Origin of the sequence: Kitasatospora sp. NPDC059160 (assembly GCF_042755465.1) — a bacterium.
GTDB lineage: Bacteria > Actinomycetota > Actinomycetes > Streptomycetales > Streptomycetaceae > Kitasatospora.
The window spans coordinates 152,183-168,319 of sequence record NZ_JBHZCN010000001.1 but is presented as its reverse complement, the minus strand read 5'-3'; the positions used below and the strand labels follow the sequence as shown (position 1 = coordinate 168,319).

Below are 16,137 nucleotides of genomic sequence, written 5' to 3'. Positions count from 1 at the left end.
CGCGCCCCCCGGGCCGCCCCGCGGGGCGCGGGGGGGGGGGGCCCCGGGGGGCCGCCCCCCCCCCCGCCCCCCCACCGCCCCGCTCAGCTCCCGCCGAGGATCCGCAGCCCGGGCAGCAGGCCGGGGATCAGCGGAGGCACGTCCACGCCCTGCTGGGCGCCGCTCGGCGTGCTGGGCGCACCGGACGGCGGCTGCGGCACCTGCGGCGGGGCCGCGTCGGCGCTCGGCGAGGGCCGGCCGCCGGTGAGCCCGCTGGTGAGGTTGCCGACCAGTCCGTTGACGGCGTCCGGTGCGCTGCTGGGCAGGGTGCTCGGCAGTCCGCCGCCCTTGGCCCCGCCGCCGGCCGTGCTGCCGCTGCCGGCGGTGTCCGGGGCGCGGTCGGTGCCGGGGCGGTTGCCGCTGCCCGTGCCGCCCTGGGACTGCGCGGAGCCGGGTGCGGCGCCGGAGCCGTCGGGCCCGGTGCCGGCCGGGGAGCCGCCGGTCGAGGAGGAGGAGTCGTCGCCCGCTCCGGTGCCGCCCGGTCCACCGCTCTTGGCGGGGGGCTGGGTCAGGCGCAGGGGCGCGACGTCCTCGGTTATGTCGTCGAAGAGCTGGTTCACCAGGTGGGCCTGCTCGGTGAGTTGGACCGGCAGCCGGCCCTGCAGCTCGCTCCAGCGGCCGTCCTCGTCGTGGGCGAAGCCGGCCAGCGCGCGCATCGGGCCCAATGAGCCGTTGCTGCGGTAGACCGAACGCAGCAGCTCGCGGCCCTTGAGGGCGTCGGCGTGCATGTCGTCCAGCGCGCGGCGGACCCGGTCGACGGTGCCGGGGCTGAGCCCGGTGGTCGAACCGGACGGCCCGACCAGGGCGTTGGCCTCGCCGAGCCGGGTGGCGGCGTTGCCGAGCAGCAGTTCGCCGCGCTCCGAGTCGGAGTCCGCGAGGTCGAGTCGGAGCCCTTCGAGGCCGCGCTTCATGCCGTACAGCGTGTCCCCGGGGAGGGCACTGGTGCTTGCGGCGGCCGCGCCGGCCAGGCTGCCGACGGCGAGCCCGGCGACCAGTCCGCCGATCGCGAAGCGGCGGCTCCACCGGCCGCGCGGCGCCGTCCGGATCGCCCGGTGGCGGCGCTGGCGGGGCACCGCGGCGCCCGGCCCGCCCGCGAAGGCCTGCTCGAACGCGGCCATCAGCTGGGCGCGTTGGACCGTCCGGACCTCCTGGTCCAGGACTGGCCCGGGCAGTGCCCCCAGCGCGTCGGCCACCCCGACCAGTTCGGCCATCGCCACCGAACCGGCTTCGGCGGCGGCGATGTTGGCCGATTCGGCGGTGGCCGCGCGGAGTTGCTCCGCCTGGTGGGCCTCCAGCGCCTCGGCGAAGGCCTTCGCCCGTCGGTGCTCCAGCACGTTTGCCGTCACGGGCCACACCTCCCTTCGTCGTTGTCGACACCCCGGCCCGCCGGACGGTTGCCCCGGCGGGCCAAAGCCACTCCATCGGGTGACAGGTCACAATTCGGCTTGACCGTATGCCTGGTGGGGGCTTGCATGCTGGCCAACGAGCGGTACGGGCGGTCGGTTACGCACGGCTGATCATCGGACCGACCGTTCACCCGGACGTGTCGCCCGGGTGGCAGTGGTGACGGGCCGTCGGGCCGGCGCCGGGTCGGGCCCCGCCCGGGCCCTATCGCTCCCTCGGTCACCGTCGCCTCACCGCGCGTCGGGCGGCAGGAGCCGGGCGAGGGTGCGTACGGCGCGGTACTGGAGGGTCTTGATCGCACCCTCGTTCTTGCCCATGATCCGCGCCGTCTCGGCCACCGACAGCCCCTGGAGGAAGCGCAGCGTCACGCACTCCTGCTGCTGGGGGTTGAGCCGGCGCACCGCGTCCAGCAGGGCGGCGTTGGAGAGCGACTCCAGCACCGACTCCTCCGGGCTGCGCTCGCACTCGTTGGAGTCGAGCATCTCGCCGGTGGTGACCTCCAGCCGGAACCGGCTGGACTTGAAGTGGTCGGCGACCAGGTTGCGCGCGATGGTGACCAGCCAGGCCCCGAAGTCGCGGCCCTGCCAGGTGAAGGTGCCGATCCGGCGCAGCGCGCGCAGGAAGGTCTCGCTGGTGAGGTCCTCGGCGGTGGCCCGGCTGCCGACCCGGTAGTAGATGTAGCGGTAGACGGTGTCCGCGTAGTGGTCGTAGAGCCGGCCGAAGGCCTCGCTCTCGCCGGCCTGGGCCCGCTCGACCAGCTCCATGATCGGGTTGTGCTCGGTCTCGTAGCCGGGGCTCGGCGCGGTGCGGGTGCGGCTGCGGCCGACGCCGGTGCTGCCGGTGCGGCTGCGCGAGCCGGTGCCGGTGGAGCCGGCGGCGGTGGTGCGCAGCGCGGTGCCGGGGCCGTGCTGGTGGCCGAACGGCACACCGGCGGGCACGAGTTGGGGCGAGGCGGCGAGCTGGCTGCGGAGCAGGGTGCGCAGCAGGTCCAGGCCGGTGGAGATCTGCCGCTCGGCCGGGCGGCCGCGGAGGCCGGTGCGGGGGCGCAGGGGCGCGGACGACGGGCGGGAGGGTGCAGGCGCGTCGTTCCGGACGGGTGGGTACACGGGACTCCCAGAGGCAGAACTGTGGACGGATCACCTCCGCCTGCGCGGAGAGCACTCCCCATGACATCCGTTCGAGCGGGACGCATGGGTGACGTGCATCCAGGAGAGAATAACGCTTTGTGCAATGACAGCTACACCGTGTGGTCGAAGTGGTCGTTTGGGATCCATTTGTTGCGCATATTCGGCTGACACTGACCGGAGATGTCGGCGTTCATCCGGCTCAACGTGACCGTTCGGGCGCCCAGGGTGACCAATTCGGCGGCACTGCGGGCGGTTTCCCAGCCTTGGGGCCCCGCAACCCCCGACTTTCCCGGCCTGGCGAACGATCAGAACCGGTCACCGGGTGACAAGTTCGCACAGCGGGCCCGGACAGCCGTGTCGGAGCCGGGAGTTCGCTCGTACGAGGGGCCAGGTCAGGCCCCTGATTGACGCCCTCTCACCCGCACGGGGGAGCGGCAGAAACGGTTCCGTGGACGGCCGTCCGGCCCGGACCGGGGCTCAGCCGCGCCGACGGCGGCGCCGCAGCGCCACCCCGGCCGCGGCCGCACCGGCCAGCACCCCGAGCGCGGCCGCCGCCGGCAGGCCCGCCCGGGCCGCCTTGCGCCCGGTCCGGAAGTCGCGCACCCGCCACCCCTGCGCCCGGGCGTGCCGCCGCAGCGCGCCGTCCGGGTTCACCACGTACGGGTGGCCGACCAGCGAGAGCATCGGGATGTCGTTGGCCGAGTCGCTGTAGGCCGCGCAGCGGTCGAGGTCCAGCCGCTCGCGCCGGGCCAGCGCGTTCACCGCGGCGGCCTTGGCCGGGCCGTGCAGCAGGTCGCCGACCAGCCGGCCGGTGTAGTGGCCGTCCCGGGCCTCCGCGACGGTGCCCAGCGCGCCGGTCATGCCGAGCCGCCGGGCGATGATCCGGGCCACCTCCAGCGGGGCGGCGGTGACCAGCCAGACCCGCTGGCCGGCGTCCAGGTGCATCTGGACCAGGGCGCGGGTGCCCGGCCAGATCTTGTCGGCGACGACCTGCTCGAAGACCTCCTCGCAGATCACCTCCAGGTCGGCGGTGCGCTTGCCGGCCACGATGCCCAGGGCGGTGTTGCGGGCGTCCGAGATGTGGTCCGGGTCCTCGGTGCCGTGCAGCCGGAAGAGCGCCTGCTGCCAGGCGAAGCGGGCGATGTCGCGGCGGGTGAGGAAGCCGTGGCGGTAGAGGCCGACGCCGAGGTAGAAGATCGCGGCGCCGCGCAGGATGGTGTTGTCGCAGTCGAAGAAGGCGGCGGCGCGCGGGTCGTCCCGGTCCGGGGTGTGGTTCCCGGCCGGGGCCTTGGGGGCCTTCCCGGGCCGGCCGGGTGCCGGGCTCCCCTCGGTGGCGGGGGCCGCCCCGGGCTCCTGCGCCACCGGGGCGTCCGTCGCGGGGGAGAGCAGCGGTTCGGCGCGCAGCGCGGCCTCGGCCGCCGCTGCCGCGGCCTCGCCCGCCAGGGCGCTCCGCTCGGTGGTGGAGCGTCTCGCCTGGGTGAGCCTTCGGAGCACGGCCATGTCACCGAGCATAGCCAGCCGGGCGGGGAGCGGCCGTGACGGAGCCGTGCCCGTGCGGTGAACAGCTGCCGGGCGGGCACCGCCCGGGCCGGAGGGGCGGGTCGAGGACAATGGGCAGGTGAGCCCACTGCTGCGACGCAAGAGCCCCGAGCCGGCGGCCCGTACCGTGACCCTGGTCGGCAAGCCCGGCTGCCACCTGTGCGACGAGGCCCGGGAGGTGATCGTCCGGGTGGCGGCGGAGCTGGGCGCGACCTTCGAGGAGAAGGACATCACCCGGGACGAGGAGCTGTACCGCCGCTACTGGGAGCAGATCCCGGTCACCCTGGTCGACGGCCGCCAGCACGACTTCTGGCGGGTCGACGAGAACCGCCTGCGCAAGGCCCTGGGCGGCTGAGGAGGGGTTCGTGCGTGCACCACCTCCCCCGCCGACCGGCGGGGGAGCTTCGCCGAATCGTTGTCGAAGACACTCCGTTCCGGCGTGGGGCCGGGCGCCCCGGTCGGCTTACGATCGAACGCGTTTGCGCCCGTGGGGGGCTGAGCACGCGAGGAGTGCCGCCATGCTTCCCCGTCCGACCCCCGCGCTGCCCGCAGCCCCGGGCTTCGCCGTGGTGGACGTGGAGGCGACCGGCCGCAGCCCGTGGCGGCACCGGGTGGTCGAGGTCGCGGTGGTGCTGCTGGACGAGCGGCTCCGCCCCGAGGGCGAGTTCGCCACCCTGCTGGACCCGCTGGGCCCGGTCGGCCCGACCCATGTGCACCGGATACGCCAGGCCGACGTCGAGGGCGCGCCCCGCTTCCGGGAGATCGCCCCCCGGCTGCTGGAGCTGCTGGCCGGCCGGGTGCTGGTCGGTCACCACGTCAGCTGCGACCACGCCTTCCTGGAGCGCGAGTTCGCCCGGATCGGGGTGCCGCTGCCGCCCGTCCCCCTGCTGTGCACGATGCGGCTGGCCGGCGCCCACCTGCCGCAGGCCCGCGGCCAGGGCCTGGCGGCCTGCGCGGAGGCGGCCGGTCTGGGCTGGTTCCCGGCGCACACCGCGCTGGGCGACGCCCGGGTGACGGCGGAGCTGCTGCGGCACTGCGCGGGCGTCCCGTCCTGCCCGCCGGACGACTGGACCGGGCCGCTGCGCGAGGCCGCCCGGGTGTCCTGGCCACGGCTGGGGCGGGCCCGTTCCCGGCCGTCCGGCGGTACGGTGCCACTGCTGCGCCGGGAGGCGCCGTACGGCCCCTGGCTGCCCGGCGCCCGAGCCCCGGAAGTGGTCCTGACACAGGCCGGTGCTATGAGCTCATCGGCGTGATGCGTGTCACTGTGCCGGGACAAATCGGACACCATCTTTGTGCACACGTTCACAAACGCTTAGCCTGGCTGCCAAAGCCCAGCTTCACCCACAGGAGCACCGTGGCAATCGGCCGATCACCACAGAGCAGTTCGCAGACGCCCGACCAGGGCGCCGCGCGCCGACCCGCGCGCGCCCGGGGCATCCCGGAGGCGACCGTCGCCCGCCTCCCCCTCTACCTGCGGGCCCTCACCGCGCTCTCCGAGCGTTCGGTGCCGACCGTGTCCTCCGAGGAACTGGCCGCCGCCGCCGGTGTGAACTCGGCCAAGCTGCGCAAGGACTTCTCCTACCTCGGCTCCTACGGCACCCGGGGCGTCGGCTACGACGTCGAGTACCTCGTCTACCAGATCTCCCGCGAGCTCGGCCTGACCCAGGACTGGCCGGTCGTCATCGTCGGCATCGGGAACCTCGGCCACGCCCTCGCCAACTACGGCGGTTTCGCCTCCCGCGGCTTCCGGGTCGCCGCCCTGTTGGACGCCGACGCGAACGTGGTCGGTTCCACCGCGGCCGGACTGCCGGTGCGCCACATGGACGAGCTGGAGTCGATCGTCGAGAGCCAGCACGTCTCGATCGGTGTGATCACCACCCCGCCCGGCGCCGCCCAGCAGGTCTGCGACCGACTGGTCGAGGCGGGCGTCACCAGCATCCTGAACTTCGCCCCGACCGTGCTGACCGTCCCGGACGGCGTGGACGTGCGCAAGGTGGACCTCTCCATCGAGCTGCAGATCCTCGCCTTCCACGAGCAGCGCAAGGCCGGCGAGGAGCCCGACCGCACCGAGTCGGTGCTGGACCGCGCCCCCGGCCCGGTCCGCGCGGCCGCGGCCAAGCTGCGCCGGGCGGCCGGCGGCAGCGGCAAGGGCCGCACCGGCGCCGAGCCGGCGGCCAAGGAGCCGGCCGAGCCGTCGGCCAAGGGCAAGCCCGCCAAGGGCGGCGAGGGCGAGCTGTCCGCGGTGATGCCCGCGTGAACACCGAGAGCTGTGGGGGGCGGGCATGAGTCTTCTCGTCGTCGGACTGAGCCACCGGACGGCACCGGTCGGCGTGCTGGAGCGTGCCGCGCTGACCGGTGAGGTCCCGACCCGGCTGCTGCACGACGCGGCCGCGTCCTCGACCGTCGCCGAGGCCGCCCTGCTCAACACCTGCAACCGGATCGAGCTGTACGCGGACGTGGACAAGTTCCACGGCGGCGTCGCCGAGCTGTCGCTGCTGCTGGCCCACCACAGCGGGGTGGACCTGGAGGAGCTGACCTCCCACCTCTACGTCCACTACGAGGACCGCGCCGTCCACCACCTCTTCTCGGTGGCCTGCGGCCTGGACTCGATGGTGGTCGGCGAGGGCCAGATCCTCGGCCAGCTGCGCGACGCGCTGGCCAAGGCCCAGGACGAGCACACCGCCGGGCGCGGCCTGAACGAGCTGTTCCAGCAGGCCCTGCGGGTCGGCAAGCGGGCGCACAGCGAGACCGGGATCGACAAGGCCGGCCAGTCGCTGGTCACCTTCGGCCTGGAGCAGGTCGCCGCGGGCGCGGGCGAGATCGCCGGCAAGCGCGCGCTGGTGGTCGGGGCCGGCTCGATGAGCTCGCTGGCCGCCGCCACCCTGGTCCGCTCCGGGGTCACCGACCTGCTGATCGCCAACCGCACGCCGGCCCGCGCCGAGCGCCTGGTGGAGATCCTCGGCCCGGACGTGGCCCGCACCCTGGACCTCGCCAAGGTGCCGCAGGCGCTGGCCGACGTCGACCTGGTGATCTCCTGCACCGGCGCGGCCGGCGTGGTGGTCCGGGCCGAGGACGTCGCCGCCGCGGTCGCCGTGCGCACCGCCCCCGAGCCGCTGGCGCTGCTCGACCTCGCCATGCCGCGCGACGTCGACCACGCCGTGCACGAGCTGGACGGCGCCCTGCTGGTCGACCTGGAGAGCCTCTCCCACGCGCACGCCGCCAGCCCCGGCGCCGGCGACGTCGACGAGGTCACCCGGATCGTCTCCGACGAGGTGACGGCCTTCGGCGCCGCCCAGCGGGCCGCCCGGATCGCGCCGACCGTGGTCGCGCTGCGGGCGATGGCCTCCGACGTGGTCGCCGCCGAGCTGGGCCGGCTGGACTCCCGGCTGCCCGACCTGGACGAGCGCTCCCGCGCCGAGATCACCCAGACCGTCCGCCGCGTCGTCGACAAGCTGCTGCACGCCCCGACCGTCCGGGTGAAGCAGCTGGCCGCCGAGCCCGGCGGCGCGTCCTACGCGGACGCCCTGCGCGAGCTGTTCGACCTCGACCCGGCGGCCGTGCACGCCGTTTCGGGCACACCCGTCGGCGGCCGCCCCCAGCCTTCGGCCGGGAGCACCAGATGAACCGTCAGCCATCCCACGAGTACCACCGGGACGATCACCTCATGAATGGTCAACCGCTCACCGAGCAGGCTCCGGCCGCCGCCCTGCGGCTCGGCACCCGGCGCAGCGCGCTCGCCATGGCCCAGTCGGGCATGGTCGCCCGCGAGGTGACCAGGCTCACCGGCCGCCCCGTCGAGCTGGTCGAGATCACCACCTACGGCGACACCTCGCGCGAGGCGCTCGCCCAGATCGGCGGCACCGGCGTGTTCGTCTCCGCCCTGCGGGACGCCCTGCTGGAGGGCCGGATCGACTTCGCCGTGCACTCGCTCAAGGACCTGCCCACCGCCGCGCCCGAGGGCCTGGCGCTGGCCGCCGTCCCCGCCCGCGAGGACGTCCGGGACGCCCTGGTCGCGGCCGAGGGCCTGGCCCTGGACGAGCTGGTGGAGAAGCTGGCCGGGGCCGGTCGCCCGGCCCGGATCGGCACCGGCTCGCCGCGCCGGATGGCCCAGCTGAACGCCTGGGCCCGGGCCTGCGGCGCCCAGCTGGAGACCGTGGCGATCCGCGGCAACGTGGACACCCGGATCGGCTACGTGAGCGCCGGCGAGCTGGACGCCGTGGTGCTGGCCACGGCCGGCCTCAACCGGCTCGGCCGCAGCGCCGAGATCTCCCAGCACCTCGACCCCGAGCTGATGATCCCGGCCCCCGGCCAGGGCGCGCTCGCAATCGAGTGCGCCGCCGCCGACACGGACCTGACCGCCGCGCTCGCCGCGCTGGACCACGCCCCCACCCGGGTCGCCGTGGCCGCCGAGCGCGCCCTGCTGGCCACCCTGGAGGCCGGCTGCTCGGCCCCGGTGGCCGCACTGGCCACCTGGGGCCGGGAGAACGAACTGCAGCTGGACGGGGTGGTCGGCGATCCCGACGGCACCGCCCTGCTGAAGATGTCCGCCAACGGTCCGATCGTCCTCGACGAGACCGCCGAGCAGCAGGCGCGGGCCCTCGGCCACGCCCTGGCCGCCCGGCTGCTCGACGCGGGCGCGGCCACCCTGATGGGGGAGCGAGCCCGATGAGCGAGCGAAGCGAGCGAATCATGAAGAGCTGCGCGTTTCGCGAAGAGACCGCCGAGCGCAGCGAGGTGGGCGCATGAGCCCCACCGCCGCCACCGACGCCCTCTTCCCGGCCGGCCAGCCCACCGGACGGTGCACCTTCCTGGGGGCCGGTCCCGGGGACCCGGGGCTGCTGACCCTGCGCGCGGTCGAGGTGCTGTCCTCGGCCGACGTCCTGGTCGCCGACCCGCTGACCGCGGCCGCCGTGCGCACCCACTGTCCGGCCGGCGTGCAGGTGCACGCCCCGGCCGCCGAGGGCGCCGACTTCGACCTGGCCAAGCTGGTCGCCGAGGCCGTCCGGGCCGGCAAGCACGTGGTCCGCACCGTCGACGGCGACCCGGGCCTGGACGGTTGCGCCGCCGAGGAGATGCTCAGCTGCGCGGGCGACGGGATCCCCTTCGAGGTGATCCCGGGCGTCGCCCAGTCGGTCGGCGTCCCGGCGTACGCGGGCGTCCCGCTGCGCGGCGCGGCCGGCACCGACGTCCGCTTCGTGGACGGCGGCCAGCTGCTGTCCGGCGCCCCGGTCGACCTGGGCGCGCCGGAGACCACCCTGGTGGTCCGCACCACCCTGGGCCAGCTGCCGGCCACCGCGGGCGCGCTGGTCTCCAACGGCCGCAAGCCGGACTCGGCGCTGAGCGCCACGCTGTCCGGCACCACCACCCGCCAGCGGACCTTCACCTCCACGCTGGCCACCATCGCGGCCGACCTCAAGATCGCCCGGGTGCTGCCCTCGCCGGTCTCCGCCCCGGTGGACCCGGCGACCTCGGTGATAGCCGTGGTGGGTGAGCAGGTCGCCCACCGGGCCTCGCACTCGTGGTTCGAGACCAAGCCGCTGTTCGGCTGGAACGTCCTGGTGCCGCGCACCAAGGAGCAGGCCCACGGCCTGTCCGAGCAGCTGCGCTCGTACGGCGCGGTGCCGCAGGAGGTGCCGACCATCGCGGTCGAGCCGCCGCGCACCCCGCAGCAGATGGAGCGGGCCATCAAGGGCCTGGTCACCGGACGCTACGAGTGGATCGCCTTCACCTCGGTGAACGCCGTCCGCGCCGTCCGGGAGAAGTTCGAGGAGTACGGCCTGGACGCCCGCGCGTTCGCCGGGATCAAGGTCGCGGCGGTCGGCGAGACCACCGCCCAGGCCCTGGTGGACTTCGGCGTGAAGCCGGACCTGGTGCCCTCCGGGGAGCAGTCCGCGGCCGGGCTGCTGGAGGACTGGCCGCCGTACGACCCGGTCTTCGACCCGATCGACCGGGTGCTGCTGCCGCGCGCCGACATCGCCACCGAGACCCTGGTGGCCGGCCTGGTCGAGCTCGGCTGGGAGGTCGACGACGTGACGGCGTACCGGACGGTGCGCGCCTCGCCGCCGCCGGCCGAGACCCGCGAGGCGATCAAGGGCGGCGGTTTCGACGCGGTGCTGTTCACCTCGTCCTCGACCGTCCGGAACCTGGTCGGCATCGCCGGCAAGCCGCACAACGTCACGGTCATCGCCTGCATCGGCCCGGCCACCGCGAAGACCGCCGAGGAGCACGGCCTGCGGGTCGACGTGATGGCCCCGGCGCCGTCGGCGGCCGCGCTGGCCCAGGCGCTGGCAGACTTCGGCGCCAAGCGCCGGGACACCGCGACGGCCGCGGGCGAGCCGGTCTACCGGCCCAGCGAGCGCCGTCCGGGATCCCGCCGCAAGGCCCGCTGAGATCCCTCAACTATGGTGCTGGGGGCGGCGGTTCGTCGCCCCCAGCACTGCACAACCGTTCGGAGAGAGAAGCCGTGTCCGCTGAATTCCCGTACGTTCGCCCCCGTCGACTGCGGCAGAGCCCGGCGATGCGCCGACTGGTCGCCGAGACCCGGCTGCACCCGGCGGAGCTGATCCTGCCCGCCTTCGTCAGCGAGGGCATCAGCGAGCCCAAGCCGATCGCCGCGATGCCCGGCGTGGTCCAGCACACCCGGGACAGCCTGCGCAAGGCCGCGGTGGAGGCCGCCGAGGCGGGAGTCGGCGGCATCATGCTGTTCGGCCTGCCCGAGGTGAAGGACGCCGTCGGCTCCGAGGGCACCAATCCGGACGGGATCCTCCAGCGGGCCATCAGCGACGTGGTCGCCGAGGTCGGCGACCGGCTGGTGGTCATGTCCGACCTCTGCCTGGACGAGTTCACCGACCACGGCCACTGCGGCGTGCTGGCCGAGGACGGCAGCGTGGACAACGACGCGACCCTGGCGCGCTACGCCGAGATGGCCGTGGTCCAGGCCGAGGCCGGCGTCCACATGGTCGGCCCGTCGGGGATGATGGACGGTCAGATCGGCGTCGTCCGGCGGGCGTTGGACGCGGCCGGGTACCAGGACGTCAGCGTCCTCGCCTACACCGCCAAGTACGCCTCCGCGCTGTACGGGCCGTTCCGCGAGGCCGTCAACTCATCGCTCAAGGGCGACCGCAAGAGCTACCAGCAGGACCCGGCGAACGCCCGCGAGGCGCTGCGCGAGCTGGAGTTGGACCTCGCCGAGGGTGCGGACCTGGTGATGGTCAAGCCCGCGATGCTGTACCTGGACGTCCTGCGGCAGGTCGCCGACGCCTCGCCGGTGCCGGTGGCCGCGTACCAGATCTCCGGCGAGTACTCGATGGTGGAGGCCGCCGCCGCCAACGGATGGATCGAGCGGGAGCGCACCATCCTGGAGACTCGGTCTCTTATCCCGGGTGCGGGCGTGGAGATCTTATACAATTACGGGGCGGTCGTCGCCGCCGCGCTCCTACTGCTGCTTACCTACCTCCACCGCATTCCGCCGCGCCGCTCCCCCGCGGGGAGCGGCCCGGCCTTCCTCGTTGCTACTTCCAGCCCTTGATGTGCGCGAAGCCCCCACCGCCGCCGATCAGGTCGGTCGAGGTGGCGGCACCCTCGGCGAAGCCGCCGGCGACGACGTCGGTGGTGTGGCCGACGCCGAAGCCCCCACCGGCCACGAACGGGTGGTCACCGGAGGCGACGATGCCGCCGCCGCCCACCAGGCCGACGTGGGCGAACGCCGGGGTGGCGGCACCGGCGAGCGCGAGCGCGGCGGTGGCGGTCAGGGCGGCCTTGGCCAGCGTGCTCTTCATGGATCTGCCCTCTCTGTGGGGGCGCCCGGGGCGCCCGTCCTCTGACTGGTGCTGTGACTCTTGTCTGCCAAGCCCGGAGGGCCCGGGGAGCTTCTCCTCCCCGGGCCCTCCGTCCGTGCCGTGCCCCTTGATCAGCCGATCAGGTGCGAGACACCCGCGTCGCCCGAGGACTGGGTGTTCTGGCCGACGTTGCAGATCTGCTTCGGGGTGCTGTTCAGGACGGGCACCTCGACCGGAACCGCGACGCCGACGACGGCGACGGCGATGTTGTGGACCTCCGGCAGGCAGATGTTCGCGTTGTCCAGGGTGTGGAAGTTCGGGCTGCCGTTGCCGTGGGTGCCGGTCTGGTTGGTGCCGCCGTTGCCCTGGACGGAGGTGGCGGCGCCGTCCGAGTCGACGATGGCGGAAGCCGAGCCGGCGGACATCGCGATGGCGGCGGCGGCCAGGCCGGCGGCGGCGAGGGACTTCTTGATCATTTCCGGTTTTCCTCTCAAGGGTGAATCGGGGAGCGATTCGAGGGTGGTTCAGGGGGTGGTGCGGAGGTGGGCTGGGGGAACGTCAGCCGACCAGGTGGGACACGCCCGCGTCGCCGTGGCTCTGGGTGCCCTGGCCCTGGGTGCAGTACTGCTTGCCACCGCTGTTGGCGATCGGGACCTCGACCGGGACGGCCACACCGAGAACGCCGACGGCGATGTTGTGGATCTCGGGGAGGCAGACGTTCGCGTTGTCCAGGAAGTGGAAGTTCGGGCTGTTGTTCCCGACCGTCCCGGTGAAGTTGGTGCCGCCGTTGCCCTCGATGGAGGCGGCCGAGCCGTCCGCGTCACCGATGGCCGAAGCGGGAGCGGCGGCGCCGGCGAGCGCGGCGACGGCCAGGCCGGCGGCGGCGAAGGACTTCTGGATCATGGGGAGATCCCTCTCTGAAATGCTTTCGGTTTCCGTGCGTAGCAACGCGTCGGACGCTCAGACCCGGTCTGCAGTCACTGACGTCCAGATCAAAGAATGACGGCACGGAAGGTTACGGGGATTTTTGAAAAGAGTCCGGGAGGCGCGTCCGAGGGTGGTTTCCGGTCGGATTATTACGCCGAATCGGTTAACGCCCGCAATCCGAACTCCTGGTCACTCGTTGCGCAGATTGCTTTCCGGCTGCGGCCCCGCAGCCCTCCCCGAAGGAACGGTGAAAAGCATGAAGTTCTCCAAGCGGGCCGGCGCGATGCTGTTGGCGGTCGGTGCGGGCGTGCTCGCCTCCCAGGGAGCGGCCTCCGCCGCCCCGGTCAGCCCCGACCAGGTCGGAGCCCTGGAGGACAAGCTGGCCACCCAGCAGGTCCCGGCGGACGTACCGCTCACCCCGCTCGGCAGCCACGTCACGGCCGGCATCCCCACCTCCCTGCTCATGCCGCCGGTGGCCGGCCGGACCACCGACAACGGGCTGCTCCCGGACCACCTGGTGCCCCAGCTGGCCACCGGCAAGGTCGGCCCGAGCGCCAAGGCCCAGCTGCCGCTGCCGCTGGTCGACCAGGGTGCCGACCTCGGTGAGGTGCTGCTGGAGGCCCCGGCCGCGCCGCTCCAGGCCAAGACCCCCGGCCTGGACGTGGGCAAGCCGCTCTCCCTGGTGCACGACGGCACCGGCCAGCTGGCCGACGGCCGGCTCCGGGTGGACGAGGTGGACCCGCACCTGGTGCCCGGCGCCGTGCAGACCGTCCCCGGGGCCACCGCGAGCCTGGGCGGCGACGAGAGCCGGCTCTCCGTCACCGACGAGGCGAACGACCTGGCCAACACCACCACCGCCACCGCCACCGGCGTCCTGGGGCAGACCGACGCGACCGGCACGGCGACCTCGACCGTCACCGGCCTCGTCCAGCAGAGCGGCCTGGCCGACCTCACCCAGCTCTGAGCCCAGCTCCGAGCCTGGCTCCGAGCCCGGCACTGCGCCCGGCACTGAGCCCGGCTCCGGGCTGCCGCCCGACGCGCCGGAGCCCGGCACCCCTGGCCACCAGGAGGGGTGCCGGGCTCCGGCGCGTCCGCGGTCAGCCCGGCAGGACGCCGGAGAGCCCGCCCACCAGCGGGAGGTCCTTGACCCCGCCGCCCGCGCTCAGCGGTCCGGTCAGCGTGCCGGTGCCCACCGGGGCCAGGCCCTGGTCCGGCCGGACGGTCGCCCCGTTGTTGAGCACGTCGGCCGAGGAGTTGGCCCACGGGTCCAGGCGCAGGCTCTTGATCGGCGCGACGCCGTAGCCGAGGCCGGCCGTCGTCCCGTTCAGCGCCTGCCCGACGTCGGTCTTCGCCAGCGTGGCCGGGCCCGCGGCGGGCTCCTGCCCGGCGGCGGGAGCGGCCTGCGCCGAACCCGCGCCGAGCAGCACCACGGCGCCCACGGCGGCGGCCAGCCCGGCCCCGCTCTTCTTCGAAACCATGCGGTTCACCCTTCGGTGGAGTGCGGCCCGGCCCGGCGGAACCCGAGGGAGGGGCCCTGAGCATCCGGACGTCCCGTCCGGAGAAACCGAACTGCCCCCCGGCCGGCTGGTCGGGGGGCAGGACGGCCGAAACGCGTGCCGATCGGGGATCAGCAGTCGTCCGCGGGCTGCGGGTGCATCTCGACGTTGGCGCAGCTGTTGCCGAAGGCCGGGTTCAGCAGGCCGATCACGTCGATGGAGTTGCCGCACAGGTTGATCGGGATGTGCACCGGGACCTGGATCTGGTTGCCGGAGGCGACACCCGGGGAGCCGGCGGCCACGCCCTCGGCGCCCGAGCTGGCGGCGGCGGAGCCCGCCGCGCCCATCACCAGGCCGGCAGCGGCGGCGGAGAGGACGGCGACCTTCTTCACGTTCTGCATAGGGGTTGATCTCCTCGATCACACACGGGTGGAGCGCGCCGCGCCCCGGCGCTGCGGGGCGCGGCACGGGCTCGGTGAATCAGCTGTCGCCGGGTCGGCGACCGCGGGTTCAGCCGACGTTGGCGCAGGAGTTGCCGAAGGCCGGGTTCAGCAGGCCGATCACGTTGACGGTGTTGCCGCAGACGTTCAGCGGGATGTGGATCGGCACCTGGATCTGGTTGCCGGAGAGCACGCCGGGGGAGCCGGCGGCCACACCCTGGGCACCCGAGCTGGCGAACGCGCCGCCCGCGGCACCGAGCACCAGGCCGGTGGTGGCCAGCGACAGGATGGCGGCCTTCTTGAGGTTACGCATGTCTGTTCCTCCGATTTCTGCCCGACGCAAGGGGAATGTCGGGAAACGGGCGAGCACGAATACTCACCCGAACGGTTCAGGGATTGCCGTGTTTGTCACTCCGGCGGCGCACACCGGCGTGTTGCGCCCGTGGCTCGGGCGTCGACGCAGCCGCCGCGTTCTTCCGGTACCTCGCGAACATTTCCCGCACGGCCGGGAACGGTCCGGACAGAGGTGCGACCGGGAATTCCCGGTCAGGCGTTCAGGCGGTGTCGCCGAACGCCGGGTTCTGGGGGGCCCGCCACGTCGACCGGCCCGCCGTGGGCCGCGGTGCCGACGTGGCCGTGGGCGAGCTGCGCATGGGCGGTACTCGATTCGTGTGAGCAGGGCCTGGTGGATCGTCTTCGTGAGGGAGAACGAGGCAGCACGCGAGGGGAAACGGTCCGGACCGGTGATCACCCGAATGCCGGTCGGCGGCCGGATTGCTCCAGACGGGTGACAGTGCGGGCACCGTCGCAACCGCTCCGGACGGGTGTCGTTCTAGATGTCGCACTCCCCGTGCATCTCTGTATGAACAGTCAGGAGGCTCGCATGAGCATCAAGAAGACCGCCGCCGTCGGCGCGGCCGTGGTGGGCATCGTGGCCGCCGGCGCCGGCACCGCCATGGCCAGCTCCGGCGCCGAGGGTGTCGCTGCGGGTTCCCCCGGCGTCATCTCGGGCAACCAGATCCAGATCCCGGTGCACGTTCCCGTCAACCTGTGCGGCAACAGCGTCGACATCGTGGGTCTGCTGAACCCGGCGTTCGGCAACCACTGCGCCAACGTGGGCTGAACCCACCCCCGGTTCGGCCGGTGAGAGCCGCCGTTCCGTGCTTCCCTCCTGGGGCGCGGAACGGCGGCTCTTTTTTCGTGCTCTCCCGGGTCCTTCCGGGTCCGCTCGTGCCCTCCCGTGCCGCCGCCGTTCCGGGGGCGGTTTCCCGGTGCTGTCACGAGCCTTGTTGCACTACTTGTCAGTACCTAGAATGTGAGACCTGCTCACCTTTTCGGCACCTCTCTTGCCCCGCACCGCCCGGCAGCACGGGCCGGGCGGCCCCCA

Annotated in this window: 18 protein-coding genes; 9 read left to right on the top strand and 9 right to left on the bottom strand. The window is 73.7% G+C overall.

Annotation, left to right across the window (positions count from 1 at the left end; translation table 11 throughout):
• Positions 1 to 83 precede the first annotated feature (83 nt).
• From ACFXOZ_RS00780 to ACFXOZ_RS00770, 3 genes are all read right to left on the bottom strand, one after another.
• On the bottom strand, positions 84 to 1,385 hold the full coding sequence (locus tag ACFXOZ_RS00780) for a DUF5667 domain-containing protein (RefSeq protein ID WP_380522896.1): 1,302 nt from the start codon (positions 1,383 to 1,385) through the stop codon (positions 84 to 86).
• A 288-nt stretch (positions 1,386 to 1,673) separates the two neighbouring features.
• Positions 1,674 to 2,492, bottom strand: a complete 819-nt coding sequence (locus ACFXOZ_RS00775) for an ECF subfamily RNA polymerase sigma factor, BldN family (protein WP_375882333.1) — start codon at positions 2,490 to 2,492, stop codon at positions 1,674 to 1,676.
• Between the two features lie 555 nt (positions 2,493 to 3,047).
• Positions 3,048 to 4,070, bottom strand: coding sequence for an HAD family hydrolase (locus tag ACFXOZ_RS00770; protein WP_375881755.1), 1,023 nt, complete (start codon positions 4,068 to 4,070; stop codon positions 3,048 to 3,050).
• A gap of 118 nt (positions 4,071 to 4,188) precedes the next feature.
• Between ACFXOZ_RS00770 and ACFXOZ_RS00765 the strand changes: the two genes are divergently transcribed.
• The 7 genes from ACFXOZ_RS00765 (at position 4,189) to hemB (ending at position 11,637) form a co-directional block, all read left to right on the top strand.
• Complete coding sequence (locus tag ACFXOZ_RS00765; RefSeq protein ID WP_375881756.1) at positions 4,189 to 4,464, top strand: glutaredoxin family protein; 276 nt, start codon at positions 4,189 to 4,191, stop codon at positions 4,462 to 4,464.
• Positions 4,465 to 4,627: 163 nt separating this feature from the next.
• Positions 4,628 to 5,362 carry an exonuclease domain-containing protein gene (locus tag ACFXOZ_RS00760; RefSeq protein ID WP_380522893.1) on the top strand — a complete coding sequence of 245 codons (735 nt, stop codon included), beginning with the start codon at positions 4,628 to 4,630 and terminating at the stop codon, positions 5,360 to 5,362.
• Positions 5,363 to 5,469: 107 nt separating this feature from the next.
• Positions 5,470 to 6,366, top strand: coding sequence for a redox-sensing transcriptional repressor Rex (locus ACFXOZ_RS00755; protein ID WP_375882336.1), 897 nt, complete (start codon positions 5,470 to 5,472; stop codon positions 6,364 to 6,366).
• A gap of 25 nt (positions 6,367 to 6,391) precedes the next feature.
• The gene (locus ACFXOZ_RS00750; RefSeq protein WP_375881762.1) at positions 6,392 to 7,732 is read left to right on the top strand and encodes a glutamyl-tRNA reductase; all 1,341 of its coding nucleotides are present in this window, start codon (positions 6,392 to 6,394) and stop codon (positions 7,730 to 7,732) included.
• A gap of 41 nt (positions 7,733 to 7,773) precedes the next feature.
• Positions 7,774 to 8,778, top strand: coding sequence for a hydroxymethylbilane synthase (hemC, locus tag ACFXOZ_RS00745; protein ID WP_380586232.1), 1,005 nt, complete (start codon positions 7,774 to 7,776; stop codon positions 8,776 to 8,778).
• A gap of 73 nt (positions 8,779 to 8,851) precedes the next feature.
• Positions 8,852 to 10,498, top strand: coding sequence for a uroporphyrinogen-III synthase (locus ACFXOZ_RS00740; RefSeq protein WP_380586229.1), 1,647 nt, complete (start codon positions 8,852 to 8,854; stop codon positions 10,496 to 10,498).
• Positions 10,499 to 10,626: 128 nt separating this feature from the next.
• The gene (gene hemB, locus ACFXOZ_RS00735) at positions 10,627 to 11,637 is read left to right on the top strand and encodes a porphobilinogen synthase (protein WP_380586277.1); all 1,011 of its coding nucleotides are present in this window, start codon (positions 10,627 to 10,629) and stop codon (positions 11,635 to 11,637) included.
• Here hemB and ACFXOZ_RS00730 read toward each other — a convergent pair.
• The 3 genes from ACFXOZ_RS00730 to ACFXOZ_RS00720 form a co-directional block, all read right to left on the bottom strand.
• Complete coding sequence (locus tag ACFXOZ_RS00730; protein WP_380522889.1) at positions 11,621 to 11,887, bottom strand: hypothetical protein; 267 nt, start codon at positions 11,885 to 11,887, stop codon at positions 11,621 to 11,623. The two genes, hemB and ACFXOZ_RS00730, sit on opposite strands and share 17 nt — an antisense overlap.
• Before the next feature lie 131 nt (positions 11,888 to 12,018).
• A complete protein-coding gene (locus ACFXOZ_RS00725; protein WP_188309838.1) occupies positions 12,019 to 12,363 on the bottom strand; it encodes a rodlet layer protein in 345 nt (114 codons plus the stop codon).
• A gap of 82 nt (positions 12,364 to 12,445) precedes the next feature.
• A complete protein-coding gene (locus ACFXOZ_RS00720; RefSeq protein ID WP_375881773.1) occupies positions 12,446 to 12,790 on the bottom strand; it encodes a rodlet layer protein in 345 nt (114 codons plus the stop codon).
• A gap of 280 nt (positions 12,791 to 13,070) precedes the next feature.
• Between ACFXOZ_RS00720 and ACFXOZ_RS00715 the strand changes: the two genes are divergently transcribed.
• A complete protein-coding gene (locus tag ACFXOZ_RS00715) occupies positions 13,071 to 13,778 on the top strand; it encodes a hypothetical protein (RefSeq protein WP_375881776.1) in 708 nt (235 codons plus the stop codon).
• Positions 13,779 to 13,911: 133 nt separating this feature from the next.
• Here ACFXOZ_RS00715 and ACFXOZ_RS00710 read toward each other — a convergent pair whose 3' ends face one another.
• From ACFXOZ_RS00710 to ACFXOZ_RS00700, 3 genes are all read right to left on the bottom strand, one after another.
• The gene (locus ACFXOZ_RS00710; protein WP_380586222.1) at positions 13,912 to 14,292 is read right to left on the bottom strand and encodes a hypothetical protein; all 381 of its coding nucleotides are present in this window, start codon (positions 14,290 to 14,292) and stop codon (positions 13,912 to 13,914) included.
• A 149-nt stretch (positions 14,293 to 14,441) separates the two neighbouring features.
• Positions 14,442 to 14,711, bottom strand: coding sequence for a chaplin (locus ACFXOZ_RS00705; protein ID WP_380522886.1), 270 nt, complete (start codon positions 14,709 to 14,711; stop codon positions 14,442 to 14,444).
• A gap of 109 nt (positions 14,712 to 14,820) precedes the next feature.
• On the bottom strand, positions 14,821 to 15,063 hold the full coding sequence (locus tag ACFXOZ_RS00700; RefSeq protein WP_380399087.1) for a chaplin: 243 nt from the start codon (positions 15,061 to 15,063) through the stop codon (positions 14,821 to 14,823).
• 570 nt (positions 15,064 to 15,633) lie between these two features.
• On the opposite strand from ACFXOZ_RS00700, the gene ACFXOZ_RS00695 reads away from it, so the two are divergent.
• The gene (locus ACFXOZ_RS00695; RefSeq protein WP_380522885.1) at positions 15,634 to 15,873 is read left to right on the top strand and encodes a chaplin; all 240 of its coding nucleotides are present in this window, start codon (positions 15,634 to 15,636) and stop codon (positions 15,871 to 15,873) included.
• Positions 15,874 to 16,137: the final 264 nt, after the last annotated feature.